General features: G+C 73.9%; 18 protein-coding genes. 9 read left to right on the top strand and 9 right to left on the bottom strand.

Translation table 11 applies throughout. The features are described from left to right. The first annotated feature begins 92 nt into the window (after positions 1 to 92). The 4 genes from ACL03H_RS01775 (at position 93) to ACL03H_RS01760 (ending at position 4054) form a co-directional block, all read left to right on the top strand. Positions 93 to 1001 (top strand): alpha/beta hydrolase fold domain-containing protein, encoded by a 909-nt coding sequence (locus ACL03H_RS01775; protein WP_412809242.1) that lies wholly within the window; start codon positions 93 to 95, stop codon positions 999 to 1001. A gap of 19 nt (positions 1002 to 1020) precedes the next feature. Further along, on the top strand, positions 1021 to 2028 hold the full coding sequence (locus ACL03H_RS01770; protein WP_412809241.1) for an SDR family NAD(P)-dependent oxidoreductase: 1008 nt from the start codon (positions 1021 to 1023) through the stop codon (positions 2026 to 2028). Positions 2029 to 2071: 43 nt separating this feature from the next. After that, the gene (locus ACL03H_RS01765) at positions 2072 to 3274 is read left to right on the top strand and encodes a cytochrome P450 (RefSeq protein ID WP_412809240.1); all 1203 of its coding nucleotides are present in this window, start codon (positions 2072 to 2074) and stop codon (positions 3272 to 3274) included. Positions 3275 to 3472: 198 nt separating this feature from the next. Further along, positions 3473 to 4054, top strand: coding sequence for a GNAT family N-acetyltransferase (locus tag ACL03H_RS01760; RefSeq protein WP_412809239.1), 582 nt, complete (start codon positions 3473 to 3475; stop codon positions 4052 to 4054). Positions 4055 to 4141: 87 nt separating this feature from the next. On the opposite strand, the gene ACL03H_RS01755 is transcribed toward ACL03H_RS01760, so the two are convergent. Both ACL03H_RS01755 and ACL03H_RS01750 read right to left on the bottom strand, forming a co-directional pair. Next, positions 4142 to 4324 (bottom strand): DUF397 domain-containing protein, encoded by a 183-nt coding sequence (locus ACL03H_RS01755; RefSeq protein ID WP_412809238.1) that lies wholly within the window; start codon positions 4322 to 4324, stop codon positions 4142 to 4144. Beyond that, the gene (locus ACL03H_RS01750; protein WP_412809237.1) at positions 4321 to 5172 is read right to left on the bottom strand and encodes a helix-turn-helix domain-containing protein; all 852 of its coding nucleotides are present in this window, start codon (positions 5170 to 5172) and stop codon (positions 4321 to 4323) included. The genes ACL03H_RS01755 and ACL03H_RS01750 overlap by 4 nt, the downstream gene beginning before the upstream one ends. Before the next feature lie 167 nt (positions 5173 to 5339). Between ACL03H_RS01750 and ACL03H_RS01745 the strand changes: the two genes are divergently transcribed. Next, complete coding sequence (locus tag ACL03H_RS01745) at positions 5340 to 5525, top strand: hypothetical protein (RefSeq protein WP_412809236.1); 186 nt, start codon at positions 5340 to 5342, stop codon at positions 5523 to 5525. Then, complete coding sequence (locus tag ACL03H_RS01740) at positions 5522 to 5743, top strand: hypothetical protein (protein ID WP_412809235.1); 222 nt, start codon at positions 5522 to 5524, stop codon at positions 5741 to 5743. Before ACL03H_RS01745 ends, ACL03H_RS01740 begins: the two co-directional genes overlap by 4 nt. Before the next feature lie 253 nt (positions 5744 to 5996). Here the strand turns inward: ACL03H_RS01740 and ACL03H_RS01735 are convergent, their stop codons facing one another. The 3 genes from ACL03H_RS01735 to ACL03H_RS01725 form a co-directional block, all read right to left on the bottom strand. Beyond that, positions 5997 to 7478 carry an MDR family MFS transporter gene (locus tag ACL03H_RS01735; RefSeq protein WP_412809234.1) on the bottom strand — a complete coding sequence of 494 codons (1482 nt, stop codon included), beginning with the start codon at positions 7476 to 7478 and terminating at the stop codon, positions 5997 to 5999. A gap of 352 nt (positions 7479 to 7830) precedes the next feature. After that, entirely contained in the window at positions 7831 to 8028 is a 198-nt protein-coding gene (locus ACL03H_RS01730; protein WP_412809233.1) for a ferredoxin, read from the bottom strand. Positions 8029 to 8337: 309 nt separating this feature from the next. Further along, positions 8338 to 9513: an ROK family transcriptional regulator gene (locus ACL03H_RS01725; protein ID WP_412809232.1), complete on the bottom strand. Its 1176-nt coding sequence runs from the start codon at positions 9511 to 9513 to the stop codon at positions 8338 to 8340. Positions 9514 to 9574: 61 nt separating this feature from the next. On the opposite strand from ACL03H_RS01725, the gene xylA reads away from it, so the two are divergent. From xylA to lexA, 3 genes are all read left to right on the top strand, one after another. Then, positions 9575 to 10768, top strand: a complete 1194-nt coding sequence (gene xylA / locus ACL03H_RS01720; protein ID WP_412809231.1) for a xylose isomerase — start codon at positions 9575 to 9577, stop codon at positions 10766 to 10768. Then, positions 10765 to 12009: an FAD-binding protein gene (locus ACL03H_RS01715; RefSeq protein WP_412809230.1), complete on the top strand. Its 1245-nt coding sequence runs from the start codon at positions 10765 to 10767 to the stop codon at positions 12007 to 12009. The genes xylA and ACL03H_RS01715 overlap by 4 nt, the downstream gene beginning before the upstream one ends. A 241-nt stretch (positions 12010 to 12250) precedes the next feature. Beyond that, a complete protein-coding gene (gene lexA, locus ACL03H_RS01710; protein WP_412809229.1) occupies positions 12251 to 12910 on the top strand; it encodes a transcriptional repressor LexA in 660 nt (219 codons plus the stop codon). A 97-nt stretch (positions 12911 to 13007) separates the two neighbouring features. Here the strand turns inward: lexA and ACL03H_RS01705 are convergent, their stop codons facing one another. The 4 genes from ACL03H_RS01705 to ACL03H_RS01690 all read right to left on the bottom strand — a co-directional run bounded on the left by ACL03H_RS01705 (position 13008) and on the right by ACL03H_RS01690 (position 18825). Next, positions 13008 to 15083, bottom strand: coding sequence for an iron ABC transporter permease (locus tag ACL03H_RS01705; RefSeq protein WP_412809228.1), 2076 nt, complete (start codon positions 15081 to 15083; stop codon positions 13008 to 13010). Further along, positions 15080 to 16057: an ABC transporter substrate-binding protein gene (locus tag ACL03H_RS01700; RefSeq protein ID WP_412809227.1), complete on the bottom strand. Its 978-nt coding sequence runs from the start codon at positions 16055 to 16057 to the stop codon at positions 15080 to 15082. The genes ACL03H_RS01705 and ACL03H_RS01700 overlap by 4 nt, the downstream gene beginning before the upstream one ends. A gap of 32 nt (positions 16058 to 16089) precedes the next feature. Further along, a complete protein-coding gene (locus tag ACL03H_RS01695; RefSeq protein ID WP_412809226.1) occupies positions 16090 to 16923 on the bottom strand; it encodes an ABC transporter ATP-binding protein in 834 nt (277 codons plus the stop codon). Between the two features lie 75 nt (positions 16924 to 16998). After that, on the bottom strand, positions 16999 to 18825 hold the full coding sequence (locus ACL03H_RS01690; protein WP_412809225.1) for a multicopper oxidase domain-containing protein: 1827 nt from the start codon (positions 18823 to 18825) through the stop codon (positions 16999 to 17001). Between the last annotated feature and the right edge of the window lie 216 nt (positions 18826 to 19041).

Below are 19041 nucleotides of genomic sequence, written 5' to 3'. Positions count from 1 at the left end.
GGGAATTCCCCCGCATCGGACGCTCAACCCACTAAGTCAGTCGGCTGCCTTACAGTTGGGGGCGAACGCTCGGCCGCGTGAGAGGAACGACGATGTCCGTCCTGTCCCACCCCGTCGCGACCGCGCTGGCGGCCCGGGTCGCGCGGCTCGGAGCGCGCGCGGGGATGCGCCCGCCGCTGGACCGCTTCCCGGAGTTCCCCCGCCGCACCGACGAGATCAGCGTTCCCACCTCGCTCGGACCGGCCCGCGCGGTGCTCTACCGCCCGGCCGGGACGAGCTCGCCCCCGCTGCACGTGAACCTGCACGGCGGCGGTTTCGTGCTCGGGCTGACCGAACTCGACGACCCGCTGTGCCGCGCGGTCGCGGAGCTCGCCGACGTCGCGGTGCTCAACGTCGACTACGCGCTCGCGCCCCGGCACCCGTTCCCCGGGCCGGCCCGGCAGGCCCACGAGGTGCTGCGCTGGGCCGCGTCCCACGGCGAACGCCACGGCTGGGACGGCACCCGGCTCTCGGTCGGTGGGCAGAGCGCGGGAGGTTCGCTGGCCGCCGCGGCGGCCCGGCAGGTGCTCGAACGGGGTGGACCCGCGCTCGCGCTGCAGGCGCTGCTCTACCCGGTGCTGGACCTGAGCACCCCGCTGCGCGCCAAGCGCTCCCCGCAGGGGCGTCCGATGTCGTGGCCGAGGCTGGGCGAGCTGCTCAGCGACTCCTACGTCCCGGATCCCCGGCAGCGCACCGACCGCCTGATCTCGCCCGCCGCGCCGGGCGCCACCGCCGACCTCACCGGCATCGCACCCGCGCTGCTGATCACCGCCGGGGCGGACGTGCTGCACGACGAGGGCGAGCGCTACGCCGGAGCGCTGCGGGAGGTCGGCGCGCTCGCCGAGCACCACGACGTCGCCGACGCGGGTCACGGCTTCGACGTGCGCGATCCGGTGCTGGCGCGGGAGACCTACGAGCTCATCGCCCGGCACGTCCGCCGCGCCCTGCACCCGCAGGGCTGATCCCCCGATCGGAGGCTCCATGCCCCTCACCCCGGAATCCATGGTCGCCGACTGGCTCGACCACCCCGCGGGCGGCCCGCTGCTGCGCGGAATGCTCGCGGAGCACGACCAGGACGCCGCCGCGCTGAACCCGGTCCGGCGGTTCCCGATGACCAGGCTGGTGGAGCTGAGCGACGGGCGGCTGAGCCTCGCGGAGCTCGAACGGCTCGCGGCCGAGGCCAACGCCGCCGGGGTCGAGGCACCGGAACCCGCGCCGCCGCTGCCGGAGTGGCAGGAGCGGATCACCCCGGGCCGCTTCACCGGCAGGACCGCCGTCGTCACGGGCGCGGGCTCCGGGATCGGCCGGGCGACCGCGTCCCGGGTCGCGCGGGAGGGCGGCCGGGTCATCGCCGCCGACGTGGTCGAGCAGCGCTTGGACGAGCTGGTCACCGCGCTCGCCGGGCACGAGGTGGTGCCGGTGCGCGCGGACATCACCAGCGAGCGGGACGTGGCCGCCCTGGTGCGCGCCGCCGACGGGCGGGTGGACGCGCTGGCCAACGTCGCCGGGATCACCGACTCCGCGGCGCCGCTGCACGAGGTCGACGACGCGACCTGGCAGCGGATCTTCGACGTCAACGTGCACGGCATGTTCCGGCTGAGCCGGGCCGTGCTGCCGCTGATGCTGGACGCGCGGCGCGGCAGCATCGTCAACGTCGCCTCCGAGGCCGCGCTGCGCGGCTCCACCTCCGGGACCGCCTACACCGCCTCGAAGCACGCGGTCGTCGGGATCACCCGCAGTGCGGCGTTCATGTACGCCACCAGCGGGATCCGGGTGAACGCGGTCGCTCCCGGCGGCGTCGCCACCGGGATCGAGGGTGCGATGACGTCCGAGTTCGGCCGGGAGCGGATCCGTCCGACGCTGGCCGCGCTGCCGGAGGTCGCCGAGCCCGAGCACCTGGCGGCCTCGATCTCCTTCCTGCTCAGCGACGACGCCGTGAACATCAACGGCGTCGTGCTGCCCTCCGACGGCGGCTGGTCCGTCCACTGAGGACTTGACACCGCCCGGCCCACCGACCCGCACAGGAGCGCGCATGACCCGACCCGACACCGACCCCGCCCCGATCTCGCGCCGCCGCACCGGGTTCGGCCCCGCCCCGGACGTCGAGGCGCTGCGCGCCCGGCCCGGGGTCACCCGCGTCCCCACCCCGTTCGGACCCTCGGCGTGGATGCTGACCCGGCACGCCGACGTCCGGCGGATGCTCGGTGACGCCGAGGCGTTCCGCAACGGCTGGGGGCCGGAGGACCTGGACGGGACGCCGCGCGACCCGCGCCAGCTCTCCGGCGAGCGCAGCGGCAACCTGCTCGCGCTGGACCCGCCCGACCACACCCGGCTGCGGCGGATGCTCACCCCCGAGTTCACGGTGCGACGGATGCGCCGTCTCGAACCCCGCATCGTCGACATCGTCGACGAGCACCTGGACGCGCTGGAGCGGCACGGCCCGCCGGCGGACCTCGTCGCGCACTACGCGCTGCCGATCCCCTCGCTTGTGATCTGCGAACTGCTCGGGGTCCCCCCGGAGGACCGGCCCGAGTTCCAGGCCCGCACCAGCCGGCAGCTGGACAGCACGGTGCCGGAGGAGGAGAAGGTCGAGCTCGCCCGGCAGTCCCTCGCCTACATGAGCGGCCTGGTGGACCGGGCGCGGCAGGACCCCGGCCAGGACCTGCTCGGGATGCTCATCCGCGACCACGACGAGGAGCTGAGCAACGCCGAGCTCATCGGCATCGGCAACCTGCTGCTGGTCGCCGGGCACGAGACGACCTCCAACATGCTCGGCCTCGGCACCCTGGCGCTGCTGCGCCACCCCGAGCAGCTGGCGCGGGTGCGCGACGATCCCGAGCGGGTGCCGGGCGCGGTCGAGGAGCTGCTGCGCTGGCTCAGCGTGGTCAACAGCGGTTCGCCCCGGATGGCCACCCGGGACGTGGAGCTGGCGGGCAGCACCATCCGCCGCGGCGACCTGGTGACGTTCAACCTGCCCGCGGCGAACCGGGATCCGGAACTGCTGGCCGACGCGGACCGGCTCGACGTCTCGCGGGCGGCGAGCCCGCACGTCGGCTTCGGCCACGGCCTCCACCACTGCATCGGCGCGCCGCTGGCCCGGATGGAGATGCGCATCGCGTTCCCCGCGCTGCTGCGCCGCTTCCCCGGTTTGCGGCTGGCGGTGCCGGAGGAGCAGGTCGCCTACGCCACCGACCACGCGATCTACGGCGTCAAGGAGCTCCCCGTCGCCTGGTGAGGGCGGCGCGGGCGGGCCGGGGCGGCGCGTTGCGAGCGCGCACCTGCGCGCTGCTCCGCTCCCGGGGCGAGCCGGGACGCGCTGCCGGACGCCGTCCGCTTCCTCGACCGCTCGGCCTGGCGAGCCGTTGCACCGAGACCGGAGATATGGTTAGGCTTGCCTAACAAAGCACGACGCGCGACCTCGACGGAGACACCCGTGGCCTGGAGCAGGACCCCGCAGGACATCGCCTTCACGACCTTCGACCTGGACTGGGGATTCCTCGCGCTGCGCCCCGTCGACGTCCGCACCGACGTGACGCTGCTGCGCCGGTGGCTGCTCGATCCGGGCACGGGTTCGCTCCCGTCGAACCGGAACACCCGGGTCCGCGGGCTCCTGGAGGCGATGTTGCGGGAACCGGAGCGCCAGGTCTTCCTCGGCTTCCGCGACGACGTCCCCGCCTTCCTGTTCGAGACCTTCCCCTCGGAGCACGAGGCGGCGCACGACTCGCTGGGCGCCCGGCGCGGCGCGGTCGGCGTGCGGGTGCTTGCCTGCCCCGCCGCCGGGGAGGACCCGGGCCTGGCGGCGGCGGTCCTGCGCACCATCGCGCGGATGGTGTTCGCCGCTCCGGACGCGGACCGAGTGGTCCTCGAAGCGGAGCCCGCGCAGGACCGCGACGTCCGCGTCGCGGCCGGTTTCCACGACGAGCGGCTCGTCACCGCGCGCGGCGAGGAGATCCACCTCAGCACCCGCGCCCGCTCGGACGAGCTCGCGGCGCCCGGCCTGCGCGCGGCGGGCTGACGCCCGAACCGAGACTCTCGTTGCACCGCAACGGGAAACCGGCAGCGGTGCCCCGAACCGGCATCCGGGGCACCGCTGCCGGGCACCTCACGCCCGGGGGCCGTCGAACCGCCCCCGCCGCACCGCGCCGAGGAACCCGGCCACGTCCACGAGCAGCACGGGCCCGTCGGGATCCTTCGAATCCCGCACCGCCCCGCGAGGCACCGACAGCTCAACGCAGTTCCCGTTCGGGTTGGTATAGCTGGACTTCTGCCACCGCACAGCCGTCATCGGGCGACCTCCCACTCTTCGCGAGCCTGCACGAAGCAGCCTATCGACCGCTCCGCGCTCAGAGCTACGCCACGAAGCCGCACCAGTGCCTTCCGGTACTCCGCGACGTCGTGCTCGACCGGCACGAACGCACCGGAGCTGTAGTGCTCGAAATGGACCACAGCAGGAGCTCCGTCGAACTCGTAGACCACGAACGGACCTGACCAACCTGGGTGCCACCCCACTCGCAGCGGAATCACTCGAATGGTGATGTTGGGCCTGCTGCTCATGGCGAGAAGATGAGCGATCTGCTCGCTCATGATCCGGGCTGAACCGATCGGTTCGCGGAGAACCGCTTCGCTGATCAATGCTTCGAACGAAACCGGGTTCCGCCTGGCTAGGACCTCACTTCGGCCAGCCCGCACCACCAAGCGCAGATCACGATCCTCTTCCGGCAGGTCGACCTTCTCAAGCAGGGATCCGCTGTAGTCCGGTGTTTGCAACAAGCCCGGCACCCCCATCGGCGACCACTCCGTGATGGAGGTCGCGGCTCGTTCGCATTCGATGGCGCCCGCGAGCTGCTGCGGAATCCCGGCCAGTCCCACGGTGAGCCAGCTCGGCTCGCCGGTGTTGCGCGCCAGGTCGAGGATCCGCTCCCGCTCCCCCGGCGAGACCCGCAGCGCGGCGAGGATCATCGCCACCGATTCGACACCGGGCACCCGGTGCCCGTTCTCCCAGTGCGAGATCTGGGTGTGCGAGATTTCGAGCCGGCGCGCCAGCACGCGCAATCCGATCCCGCTCGATTCCCGCGCTTCGCGCAAGGCGGCCGACAACGCCCTGGCCCGGGGAGTACCCGCGGTGGTGACCATGCAACACCTTCCTGTCATCGCTGACGCTCCTGATCACACGATCGGCGCTCTGGTGGTCCCGATCCGCAACCAGCCAACGTGATCGTCGACAGGAAGTGCGGCAGCGAAGGTGCGGAACGCCTTCGATTCTGGCGCATCCGCAGTCCGACTCGATCAGGGGATCAGCGATGGTGCACGGGGAAACGCGCGACGGATTGTTCAGCGGGAAGGCGGACGCGCTGTCCGGAGAGCGCGGGGAGCGGCCGGAACCGAGCGTGCGGGACGTCGTCGTCGCGGGGGGCGACGAGATCTGGACGAGGCTCGCGAGGTCCGCGCCGCGGCGCTGCCCGGGCCGCTGGCGGCACCAGCGGTGACCGCGCGGCGAGCGGCGCGCTGCTGGATGACCTCGGTGCTGATCGACCGGTGGCACCTGGTCCCGCTGGAGCACGGCTTCTTCCGCCAGCCGGCGGACTGCGGCGTCCGCTTCGGCGGCCCGGTCCACCGGCGGCTCGCCCACAGCCCCCCGCCCGCGCGGGCCCGCTGCGCGCGGTGCGCGCGCCCGCACCGGTGGTCCGGATCGCTGCGCACCTGAACCTCCCGGCCCGCGCGGCCTCCTCCCCCACCGCGCGGGGCCGGGACGCCTCCAGCTCGCAGCGGTGACCGCGCGGAGGAGGCGGGCAGGACGCGCCGAGCCCCGGACCACCGGCGCGTCCTGCCGCGGCTCGCCTCGCCACCGGGGGCAGCACGCCGGGCGTATCGGCGGGCCACGTCACCGACGCGCGCCCCGGAAGCAGAACTCGGCGCGACCGACGATCGGTCGCGCCGAGTCCGGTGCGCGGGCCCGGTTACCGGGCCGAGGAGGGTTCCGTCGCCGGTCGCTCCGCGGTGGCCACCGGCTCGTCCGGCTTCGCCGTGGAGCGGACGAACAGCGAGGTCGCGAACGCGAGCAGGCCGATCACCCCGGCCACCACGAACGCGGTGCGCAGGCCGCCCGCGTCGGGAGCGCCGCCGGGCGCGCTGCTGCCCACCGAGGCGACCGTGACGAACACGGCCGTGCCGAACGCGCCCGCCACCTGCTGCAACGTGGCCATGATCGCGCTGCCGTGCGAGTGCAGGTGGTCCGGCAGCGAGCTCAGCGCCTCCGTCATGAGCGGGGTCATCATCATCCCGAGCCCGGCCATGAGCAGCACGTGGATGGCGATCACGGAACCGATCGAGGACTCCGCGTCCAGCGTCGCGAACAGCCACAGCGACAGCGCCGTGGCCCCGGCACCCGGGATCACCAGGCGGCGCGCGCCGTAGCGGTCGAACAGCCGCCCCACCGGCCGCCCCAGCAGGCCCAGCACCAGGCCGCCGGGCAGCACCGCGAGACCGCTGACGAAGGTGTCGGCGTGCAGCACGGTCTGCAGGTACAGCGGCAGCATGATCGCACCGGCGCCCAGCAGGCACATGAACAGCAGCGCGGTCAGCACCAGGGCCACCACGAACGACCGCTGCGAGAACGGCCGCAGGTTCAGCAGCGCGCGGTCCTCGCGCTGCAGGAGCAGCTGGCGCACCACGAACCCGGTCAGCGCCACCGCGCCCACCGCGAGCACCGCCCACGGCGGCACCGGGTTGCCGCCGCCGGACTCGCCGATGGAGGACAGCCCGTAGAGCAGGCCGCCGAACCCGGCCGCCGACAGCAGCACCGAGAACACGTCGAGCGGTACCCGTCGCGTCTCGCTCTCCAGCCGCATCCACAGCGCGCCGACCGCCAGGGCGCCGACCGCCAGCGGCAGCACCAGCCAGAACATCCAGCGCCAACCCAGCGAGGCGAGCACCGCGCCGCCGATCGTCGGCCCGACCGCGGGCGCGACGGCGATGACGATCGTGATCGTGCCCATCGTCGCGCCGCGCCGGGAGGCGGGCACCAGGCGCATCACCGAGGTCATCAGCAGCGGCATCATCACCGCCGTGCCGCAGGCCTGCACGACCCGGCCGACCAGCAGCACGCCGAAACCGGGGGCGAGCGCGCTGAGCAGGGTGCCGACGCTGAACAGCGTCAACGAGGCCAGGAAGATCTGGCGCGGCGTGAAGCGCTCCAGCAGGAAGCCCGTGGTCGGGATGACCACGGCCATCGTCAGCAGGAATCCGCTGGTCAACCATTGCACGGTGGTGGTCGAGACGCCGAGGTCGGCGGTGAGGTCGCGCAGGGCGACGCTCAGGATCGTCTCGTTGAGGATCATGACGAAGGCCGAGCCCACCAGCACGGCCAGCAGTCCGGCCGCGCGCGGCGGAGCGGCGCCGCGTGCGGATTCCGCGTCCACGGCTCTCGTGGATTCGGTCATGGTTCGGTTACCCCTCACAGAACTAGGCCGGGCACGGTCGTCGACGCGGCATCGGCGCCGCGCGTCCGCGCTCCGGGACGGACGGCCCCGCTCTGCGGGCCGGTCCGGACGAGCCGGGTGGCTCTTGGCCACCCGGCACGGCCCGACTCGCCACGACCTGCGAAGGCGGCGAACCGGGACCGCACTGCGATTCCCCCAGCACGTGCGTCCCCCGATGCACGGCCGACCTGCTGCGCGCGGTCGGCTCGCATCAGTCTAGCCGCCCGATCGGGTGGTCCGAGACCTGGTTTTCCGGAGCCGCCGAGAGCGGACAGCCGGGATCGAGAGCCGGTCCCGGCACGTCCGCCGCGCTTCAGCCCTCTTGGACGGCGATCGCCGCCGCCGGGCACAGCAGCGCCGCCTCGCGGGCCGGTGCCTCGTCGGACTCGCCGGGCGAGTCCTGCAGGAGCACCGCGACGCCGTCCTCGTCGCGCTGGTCGAACACATCGGGCGCGGTCAGCACGCACTGACCGGCTCCGATGCACTTGTCCTCGTGGATCTCCAGCTTCACTTCCGCCTCCTGTCGACCTCGCCCGCCGCGAGTCCGGCACCCCGAACGGCCCCGCTCCCGGCGGACGGTTCACCCGCCCCACCGTACCATTTAAGTCAGACAACTTACTTAATGATCCCGTGATTTCCCCACCCCAATCCCCACCCTCCCGTGAACCCCTCCCCGCAATTTCGCGAGAAATCGCGCCCCGCACCCGAGACCCCCCGCGATTTCGCGAGAAATCGCGCCCCCACGTGCGGCGGGCACCGCGATTTCGCGAGAAATCGCGTCCGTCCGCGGGGCGGGGGCGCGATTTCTCAGGAAATCGCGCTACGCCGCGGCGGTGGGGTCGGTGAGGACGTGGCGCAGAGCCAGCTGGCCCGCGCCGGCCAGGAGGAGGTCCGGGCCCAGGGCCGCCGGGACGATGCGGACCCCCTCGGCGGAGGCGGCCACCGCCTCCGCCCGCACCCGATCGCGGAAGCCCGCCGGATCGGCGCGCAGCACGTCGGCGAGGAAACCGCCGAGCACCACCGCCTCCGGGTCCAGCACGTTGATCACACCCGCCACCGCCACCGCGAGCACCCGCGCCTGCCGCGCCAGCTCCGCGCGCACCGCCGGATCCGCCGACCGCTCCAGCAGCGCGGTGAGCTCTCCCGGATCGGCCGACTCCGCCCCGAGCAGAGCCAGCAGCCGGGCCCGGCTCACCTCGTCCTCCAACGCGCCCCCGGGCACCGCCCGGTCGTCCGGGTCCGCGACGGCAGCCCGGTTGCGCCCGAACTCCCCCGCGTAGCCGCCGATGCCGCCGAGCGGAGCGCCGTTCGCGATGATCCCTCCGCCGATCCCGCTCGCCCCGCCGTTGAGGTAGACGAGGTCGCGCAGGCCCGCCCCGGCGCCGAACAGGTGCTCGGCCAGCGCGCCCAGGCTCGCGTCGTTCGCGGCGGACGCGGGGACGCCGGTGGCGCGCCGGACCTCGGCGGCGATCGGCTCCTCCCGCCAGCCCAGGTGCGGCGCCCACCGGACCACGCCGTCGGCCTCCCGGACCAGGCCCGGCACCGCGATGCCGACGCCCAGCACCCGGCGATCCCCCGCGAGCGGTTCCAGCGCGCCCACCACGATCTCGACGGCTTCCGCGGCGGTGACCGGGTGCCCGACCTCGTGGCGCACCCGGGGGCCGATCTCGCCGCCGAGGTGCACGAGCCCGACGGTGACCGCGTCCAGCTCCGGGTTCACCGCGAGCGCCGCGCAGCCCGGGTCCGGGCGCACCACCGGCGAGGGCCTGCCGACCCGGGGACCGGGTCCCGGCTCGGACTCGGTCACCAGGCCCAGCCCGGCGAGCTGGGCGATGAGGCCGCCGACCGTGGAGCGGCTGAGCCCGGTGGCCCTGGTGATCTCCGCCCGCGAGAGCGCACCGGCGCGGTGCACCAGCCCGAGCACCTCCGCGAGGTTCCCGCGCCGCACCCGGTCCAGATCGCCACCGCGCACCCGCTCCTCCTCCGCGCCGATCATTGCCCCTCGATCGCCGGGAAGCCTAGTATGTTCTCCAAAAGAACAAATAAGAGGAGTGATCATGAGCCGCACCCCCACCGCCGCGGACCGGTTCTCCTTCGGCCTCTGGACGATCGGCTACCCGGGCGCCGATCCCTTCGGCGGGCCCACCCGCTCGCCGCTGGATCCCCGGCACGCCGTGGAGAAGCTGGCCGAACTCGGCGCCCACGGGCTCACCTTCCACGACGACGACCTGTTCCCCTTCGACGCCACCGACGCCGAGCGGCGCGGCGCGATCGACCGGTTGAAGCAGGCGCTGTCCGACACCGGCATCGCCGTCCCGATGATCACGACGAACCTGTTCTCCGCCCCGGTGTTCAAGGACGGCGGGTTCACCTCGAACGACCGCGCGGTGCGCCGCTTCGCGCTGCGCAAGGTGCTGCGCAACCTGGACCTGGCCGCCGAGCTCGGCGCCCGCACCTTCGTGATGTGGGGCGGCCGGGAGGGCGCCGAGTACGACTCGGCCAAGGACGTGCGGCAGGCGCTGGAGCGCTACCGTGAGGCCGTGGACCTGCTCACCGGGTACGTCGTCGACCAGGGCTACGAGCTGCGCTTCGCGCTCGAACCGAAGCCGAACGAACCGCGCGGCGACCTGCTGCTGCCCACCCTCGGTCACGCGCTCGCCTTCATCGACACCCTGGACCGGCCCGAGCTGGTCGGGATCAACCCGGAGGTCGGGCACGAGCAGATGGCCGGGCTCAACTACGCCGCCGGGATCGCGCAGGCGCTCTACCACGGCAAGCTGTTCCACCTGGACCTCAACGGCCAGCGCGGCATCAAGTACGACCAAGACCTCGCCTTCGGCCACGGAGACCTGCACAACGCCTTCGCGCTGGTGGACCTGCTCGAACACGGCGGCCCAGGCGGCGGGCCGGCCTACGACGGCCCCCGGCACTTCGACTTCAAGCCGAGCCGCACCGAGGACGAGGCCGGGGTGTGGGACGCGGTGCGCGCCAACATGGCCAACTACCTGCTGCTCAAGGAACGCGCGGAGGCGTTCCGCGCCGATCCTGAGGTGCGGGAGGCGCTGGCCGAGGCGCGAGTGCCGGAGCTGGCCCGGCCGACGCTGGCCGAGGGCGAGGGCTGCGCCGACCTGCTCGCCGACCGCTCCGCCTACGAGGAGTTCGACGCCGCGAGCTACTTCGACGGCCGGGGATCCGGCTTCGTGCGCCTGCAGCAGCTCGCGACCGAACACCTGATGGGCGCGCGCGGATGAACAGCACCAACTGGTCGGGCAACTACACCTACCTGGCCCCGCGATCCGCCGCTCCCCGCTCGGCCGAGGAGCTCGCCGAGCTCGTCGGCACCGCCGAACGGGTGCGAATCGCGGGCACCGGGCACAGCTTCAACGGCATCGCCGACAGCCCGGACCTGCGGCTGTCCACCGAGGCGATGCCGACGCGCATCGAGGTCGATCCCGAGCGCCGGGTGGTGTCGGTCGCGGGGCCGGTGCGCTTCCGCGAGCTGACCGAGCACCTGCACGCGCGCGGCTGGGCGCTGGCGAACCTGGCCTCGCTGCTGGACCTGTCGGTCGTCGGCGCGCTGTGCACCGGAACCCACGGCTCCGGTTCGCGGCTGCGCGGACTCGCCTCGGCGGTGCGGGAGCTGGAGATCCTGACCGCGAGCGGGGAGGTGCGGGTGCTGCGGGAGGGCGACGCGGAGTTCGCCGGGGCGGTGATCGGGCTCGGGGCGCTGGGCGTGGTGACCCGGGTGGAGCTGGCGGTCGAGCCCGCGTTCGAGATCACCCAGCACCTCTACGAGTCGCTGCCGTGGCCCGGGGTCGTCGAGCACGCGGCCGAGCTGCTGGCCACCGCCTACAGCGTCAGCCTGTTCACCGGGTTCAACGAGGACGTGCTGCGGCAGTGCCTGGTCAAGGAGCGCCCGGACCGGCCGCACGACGCGGACCTGCTCGCCCGGCTCGGCGCGCGACCCGTCGCGGGGCAACGGCATCCGGTCGCCGGCGGCCCGGCCGAGAACGTCACCGAGCAGGGATCGCCCGGACCGTGGCACGAGCGGCTGCCGCACTTCCGCGGCGGGCGGATTCCCAGCACCGGCGCGGAGATCCAGAGCGAGTACCTCGTCCCGCTCGATCGAGCCGGGGAGGCGATCGAGGGCCTGCGGGCCGCCGCCCCCGCGTTCGCGCACCTGCTGCTGGTCGCCGAGCTGCGCTCGGTGGCGGCCGACGAGTTGTGGTTGAGCGGGGCGTGGCGGCGGGACGCGCTGGCGATCCACTTCACCTGGCACCGCGACCAGGCGGGTGTGGAGGCCGCGCTGCCCGCCGTGGAGGCGGCGTTGCCGGATCCTCGCCCGCACTGGGGCAAGGTGTGGGCCATGCCCCCGGACGTGCTGGCCGAGCGCTATCCGAAGCTGCCGGACTTCCGCGACCTGGCCCGCCGCTGGGATCCTCGCGGTCGCTTCCGCAACGACTTCCTCGACGAGCACGTGTTCGGCGCCTGAGCGCTCGTCCGGGAGACCCGCGCCCGCGCCCTCAACGTGCCGCCCACCGAACGGAGACCGGTTCGGGCGCGCCGTCGGCGCGGCGCGGGTCCCGCGCGCGGAGCGCACCAGGCCGCCCGGTCGGGCGCGATCACCGCGCGGCCCGCGAACTCCCACCCGACCGCACCTGGTGCGGCGAACGCGCCACCGCCCGGGCGTGCCGGTGATCGGAATCGGGTCGCGGGCCTTTACCATTCGGCGGGTGACCGCCTACGACGTTGATCCGTTCGAGCACCTGGACGCCTCCTCGCTGCCGCCGCGCCAGCAACGGATCCTGGCGACCATCCGGGACTGGGTGGTCGCCCACGGGTACTCGCCGAGCACCCGGCAGATCGGCGAGGCCGTCGGCCTGCGGTCCTCCTCCTCGGTGTCGAAGCACCTGGCGAGCCTGGAGGAGAAGGGTTTCCTGCGGCGCGGCGAGGCGGTCTCGCGTCCGATGGACGTCCGCGCCTTCCTCACCGGTCCCGGCTCCGGGCGGTCCGATGCGGACTCGGTGACCGTGCCGGTCGTCGGCGACATCGCGGCCGGGACGCCGATCGCGGCGGACGAGCACCTCGACGACACCCTGACGCTGCCCCGCGAGTTCGCCGGGCGCGGCACCGTCTTCGCGCTGCGGGTGCGCGGGGACTCCATGATCGACGCGGCGATCTGCGACGGCGACACCGTGATCGTGCGCCAGCAGCCGGAGGCGCACTCCGGGCAGATCGTGGCCGCCCTGCTCGACGACGAGGCGACGGTGAAGGTGTACCGCCGCCGGGGCGGGCACGTGCTCCTCGAACCCCGCAACCCCGCCTACGAGGTCCTCGACGGCGACCGCGCGGTCGTCCTCGGCGTCGTCGTCTCGGTGCTGCGCAGCGTGTGACGCCGCGCACCGCGGCTTCCCCGCGCGAGCGGCGACGTCGCCGGGAGGAAGCCGCTGAGGTTCCGCCGCTCAGCCACCCCGGTTCGCGGGCGGGCGGTCAGCGCGCCCGGGTGCGGGAGAGCAGCCAGACGAAGTACGGGGCTCCGATGAGCGCCGTCATCAACCCCGCCGGGAGCTGCGCCGGGGCGATCGCCGTGCGTCCGAGCGTGTCGGCCGCGCACACCAGCACTCCGCCCAGCAGCGCCGCCACCGGCAACACGCGGGTGTGCCGACCACCCACGAGCGCGCGAGCCGCGTGCGGTGCGACCAGCCCGACGAACGCGATCACGCCCACCCCGGCCACCGCCGTGCCGGTGAGCAGCACCGCGCAGGCCAGCAGGAGCAGCCGCGTCCCCGGCACGGGAACTCCGAGCACCCGAGGCGTCTCCTCGTCCACCGACAGCAGGTCCAGCTCGCCCCGGGCCCGCATCAGCACCGGGACCAGCACGGCCAGGGCCAGGGCCATCGGCACCAGGTGTTCGAAGGACCGGCCGTAGGTCGAGCCGCCCAGCCAGGTCAGCGCCTTCGTCTCGTTCCACGGATCGGACAGCGCGATGAGCAGGGTCACCAGCGACTGAGTTCCCGCCTGCGCGCCGAAACCGATCAGCACCAGCCGCTCGCTCGCGAACCCGCCCTTCGCCGCCAGCGCGAACACCGCCGCCGCGGCCACCGCGGCACCGACCCCCGCGCCCGCCGCCTGCACCCAGAAACCGGCGCCGGCGAACAGCGTGATCACCGTGACCGCGCCGAGTCCCGCGCCGCCCGCCACCCCGATGATGCCCGGGTCCGCCAGCGGATTCCGCGCCACGGCCTGAATCGACGCACCGGCCAGCGCCAGCGCGGCACCGGCCAGCAACGCGGCGACCACGCGCGGAACCCGGTTTCCCATCACGTTCGTGACGATCGGCCCGGCCTGCCCGCTCGCCCAGTTCGCCACGTCCCCCAGCAGCAGGATGCTGTCGCCGAGCAGCACCGAACCGAGCGCCACCCCGAGCGCCACCAACGCCAGCACTCCGAGCAGCAACCGGAAGCGCGACCCGGTCACCCCGGCCCGCGCGCCCGGTGCGGGCGCTTCGGTCGAGGACGCGGTGACGCGGACGTTGCGGCACAGCACCACCAGGAACACCGAGCCGATCAGCGTCGTGGCGACACCGGTCGGGATCTCCAACGCCCCCTGCGCCCCGATCAGCGCGCGCAGCAGCACGTCGGCGCCCAGCAGCAGCACCGCCCCCGCCGCCCCGGAGAGCGGCACCAGCGCGGCGTGCCGGTGCAGGCCGGGAACCTGGTGCGAGAGCAGGCGCACCAGCGCGGGCGCGGCCAAGCCGACGAAGCCGATCGGCCCCGCCAGCGTCACCGCCGCCGACGCCAGCAGCACCGCCAGCGCGATCGCACCGAACCTGATCAGTCCTACGTGGACTCCGAGGGTCCGCGCGTGGTCGTCGCCGAGGTGGACCAGGTCCAGCCGCCGGGACAGCGCGAGCAGCGCCAGCACGGCGGCGGCCACCACCGGCGCCAGCGCGCGCACCCCGTCCAATCCCACCTGTCCCAGCGAACCGGCGCCCCAGGCGAACAGACCCCGCGTCTCCTGATCGAACAGCAGCAGCAGGATCCGGGTCAGCGACATCATCGCGTACGCCGTGGCCGTCCCGGCCAGCACCAGCCGCACGATCCCGGTGCCGCCGAGCCCGGACAGCGAGATCACCAGCAGCGCCGCGCCGAGCCCGCCCGCGAAGGCCACGCCGGTGGTGCCCAGCACGGGCAGCGAGGCGCCGAACGCGGCGACCGCCACGATCGCCAGGTGCGCCCCCGCGTCCACGGCGAGGGTGTCCGGCGACGCCAGCGCGTTGCGCGCCACCGATTGCAGCGCCGCCCCGGCGACCCCGAGCGACACGCCGACCAGCAGTCCGGTCAGCAGCCGGGGCAGCCGGGACTCGACGACGACCGCGGCGGACCGCTCCGCGCCGCCGCCGACGGCCCACCGCAGCACGTCGAGGAGGTCCACCGCGGACGTGCCCTGCGCCAGGTGCACCGCCGAGCCGACGACGACGAGCGCGCCCAGCACCAGGGCCAGCAGGACGAGCGGTCCGCCGCGACGGGCCGCGACGACGGCCGGGCGGGTCGGGGCAGCGCTCACGTCCGCAGCGCGGCGACGGCGGCGTCCACGTACTGCGCCATGGACCGGGGACCGCCGAACATCCACATCGCGTCGGGCAGGCGGCGCACCTTGCCGTCGCGCACGAACGGCAGGTTCGTCCAGATCGCGTTGTCCGCGAGCTCCTCGGCGTAGGCGTCGCCGCCGGAGTCGTTCGCCGAGTACCAGAACCGCACGTTCGGCAGCTGGGTCAGCCCCTCCACGTCCGCCTGCGCGAGGCCGTACTCCGGATCCCCCGCCATCGGCCAGGGGTTGCTCAGGCCGATCCGCTCGAACACGTCCGAGACCAGCGAGCCCCGCGCGAAGGGACGAATGCTCACGGTGCCGGAGGCGACGTAGGCGTCGGAGAACGCGACCTGCTCCCCCGCCGCACCCGCGCGCTCCACCGCGGCCCGGCCCTCAGCGATCTTCGCGTCGAACTCCGAGCGCAGCTCGGCCGCGCGGTCCTCGGTCCCGGTCGCCTTCGCGATCACGTCCACGTTCCGGAACATCGCCCCGATCGCGTCGTCCCCACCACCGCCGTCGATGACCAGCACCGGGGCGATCGATTCGACCTGGGCGAGGGCGCCCTCGCTGAGGCTGTCGGTGACGACCACCAGGTCCAGGTCCAGCGAGCCGAGGGTGTCGAGGCTCGGCTCGCCCCGGGTGCCGATGTCGGTGGTGCTGCCGTCCAGCGGCGCCGCGCTGACCCACTGGCCGTAGCCCTCGACGTCGGAGGCGCCGACCGGCATCACGCCGAGGGACACCAGGTTCTCGATGCCGTTCCACTCGGTCGCCGCCACCCGCTTCGCGGGGCCGTCGAGCCGGATCTCCTGGCCGCGCGCGTCGACGACCGTCACCGGTTCGCCACCGCCCGCCCGCCGCTCGGCGCCACCGGCGGGTTCCGTGGTGCCGCAGCCCGCCGCGAACAACGCCACGACGGCGGACAGCCCGATGAGCACACGGGTGCTGCGCATGATTCTCCTACTGTTGGGACCGGCCGCGCCGGTCAGGCCGAGGCGGTGCGGGCGGTGTTGAACCGGCCTACCGCGCGGGTGCGGATGCGCCCGTCACCGGGCTCGGTGCCGACCTCCACCCGGATGCCGTAGGCGCTGGTGAGATTCTCGGCGGTGAGCACGTCCCCCGGGACTCCGGCCGCGGTGATCCGGCCGGATTCCAGCAGCAGCACCCGGTCCGCGACGGCGGCGGCCTGGTCGAGGTCGTGCAGCACCACGCCGACGCCCACGCCGTGCCGGTCGGCGAGGTCGCGGATCACGTCGAGGATCTCCACCTGGTAGCGCAGGTCGAGGAAGGTCGTCGGCTCGTCGAGCAGCAGCAGCTCGGTGTCCTGGGCCAGGCAGCTCGCGAGCCACACCCGCTGCGCCTGCCCGCCGGAGAGCGACCGCACCGGGCGGTCGGCGATGGGGGTGAGGCCGGTCAGCTCCATCGCGCGCAGGACCGCCGCCGGACCTCCGGGATCGCGGGCGCCCCAGCGGGACCGGTGCGGGTGGCGGCCGAACTCGACGAGCTCCCGGACGCTCAGCCCGCCCGGCGCGGTGCGCTGCTGGGACAGCAGCGTGATCCTGCGGGCCAGGTCGCGGCCGGACAGCGCCCGGAGATCCGCGCCGTCGGCGAAGGACACCTCGCCGCTGGCCGGCGGGTGCAGCCGGGCGAGGGCGCGCAGCAGCGTCGACTTCCCGCTGCCGTTCGGGCCGATCAGCGCGGTGACCGCGCCCGCTTCGAGCGAGATCGAGGCGGCGCGCACGACGACGTCGCGCCCGTAGGCGACGTCGATCTCTCTCGCGCGCACTCCGGCCGGAGGCCGCGACGGGTTCGGGGACACGCCAGAACACTAAAGACAGGCTTGCCTAACCCACAAGGCCCCGTGGTCACCGGCACACCGCGGGATCACCCCACGTCACGGAGCGCCCCGGTACGAACCCGGCCCGTGGCCGCCCCGGTGCGGGTGGAACCGCGCGACCTCCTCGGGGTGCACGACGAACGGGCGCATCATGCCCTCGTCCTCGTGGTCGAGGATGTGGCAGTGGTACATGAACTGGCCCGTGGACTCCCCGAAGCGGCCCAGCACGCTCACCCACTCACCGCCGTGGACGACCGCGGTGTCCTTGGGCCCGAGCTCGAAGGGCTCCAGCGGGACCTCGGTGAACCCGGCCGCCGGACTCCGGGTACCACCGGTGCCCAGGTCGAAGTCCGGGGCGAAGGCGCGGCGCGCGAGCACCTGGAACCGCACCAGGTGGATGTGCATCGGGTGGGCCGGCCCCCCGAAGCTGATGAAGTTCCACTCCACGAGCCCACCGTGCTCGATGAACACGCTCACCGTGTCGTCGAAGAGCTCCGCGACCCGGTGGAAGGTTCGCGTCCGCGCCGTCCGGGGATCGGTGACCTGCACGACCCCCTCCTCCGGCAGCGGCGGTACCTCGCCGGGGTCGAGCTCGCGCAGCTCCCACAACCGCGGGTGCGCCATGCCCGCCGTGCCCGGGGGCACCAGGGCGACCCAGACCTGATCGTGCTCGCCGGGCAGGTGCGCGAACCGCACCGGTTCCGACGGCAGCGCCCGCGGCAACCGGAAACCGCCGGACCCCGCGCGGTCCTGGACCCGGAACTCCAGCACGTCGGGCTCGGGCGGGGCATCGGCGGCGGTGTTGGTCAGGCGCAGCGAGCGCCCGCGCACCCGGTGCGCGCCGAAGTCGACCACGAGATCGGCCCGCTCGGCCGGAGCGAGCACCAACCCGTCCGCGGGCAGCGGTGCGGGACGGGGCAGCAGGCCCGCGTCGGTTCCGATCTGGTGGACGAGCGCGTTCTCGGAATCGCCGTCCGCGTCGACCAGGGCCAGCCGGTAGAAGCGCGAGTTGGAGGTGTTGACCACCCGGAACCGGTACGCCTCCGGTTCCACCTCCAGGTGCGGCCAGATCCGGCCGTTCACCAGGGTCAGCGGTCCGCTGAACGGGACGAGCGCGTCGCCGACGGCACCCACCTTGAACAGCAACCGCCCGGTGAGGTTGCCGTCCAGGTCGGTGTCGAGGTTGCGGTCGCAGATCACCAGCGGGATCTCCCGCTCCCCGCCCGGCAGGCCCAGCGCGCGCTCGGCCTCCTCCCGGATCCAGTACGAGCCGAACAGCCCGGCGTGGACGTTCCAGCGGGTGACCGCCATCGCGTGATCGTGGTACCAGAGCCCGGCGGCCGGTTGGCGGTTCGGGTACTCGGCGAGCTGGGAGTGCCCGGGCAGCACCGCGTTGTGCGCCCACCCGTCGCTGCCCGCGTTGGCGTCCGCACCGTGCAGGTGGGTGACCAACCAGGGCGGGATCTCCGCGACGCCCTCGATGAGGGCCGCGCCCTCGGCCGGGCTGCCGTCGGGGTGGCGCGGGTAGCCGGGGCGGTTCAACGGCGAGTCCGCCGGAGGCGTGCCCGGCGCTGGTTGCGGCACGCGGACCGCGACCAGCGGCATCGTGCCGACGAGGTCATTGGTCCAGGCGACCCGCAACCGGCGGCCGCGCCCAACCTCGATCGTCGGCCCCGGGAAGTACCCGTCGTAGGCCCACAGCACCGTCTTGGGCAGGCGGCCGTGCAGGCGCTCCCGGATCGTCGTCGCCCGCACCTCCAGCACCGGGAAGCCGCCGCGCGGCCGGAGCACCGGGGGCAGGGGCAGCGGATCCAGGAACTTCTCCAGCCCGAAGGTGGGCCCGCCCACGTCCTCGGCGGCGGTGCGAGTCGAGATCTCCCCCATGTCCGCTCCCCTGATTCCTCCGGCGCCCGGAACCTCAGATTCCCCAGCTCCCCGGCGGCGCGCTTTCCCGATGACGCACTTCTTCAGCGGCGCCCTTTCCCGGCGGGCCCTTTCCAGCGGCCCCTTCCTTCCCGGCGGCGCCGGGCAGGACCGCCGCGGCCTCCGCCGCGCGATCGGACCCGCGCCGAACTCCAGAAATACGGAGGAGATCCGGCA

This window comes from Saccharopolyspora antibiotica (assembly GCF_047200635.1).
Taxonomy (GTDB): domain Bacteria; phylum Actinomycetota; class Actinomycetes; order Mycobacteriales; family Pseudonocardiaceae; genus Saccharopolyspora_C.
The sequence above is the reverse complement of the archived record's forward strand: the minus strand, read 5'-3'. Positions and strand labels throughout refer to the sequence as shown.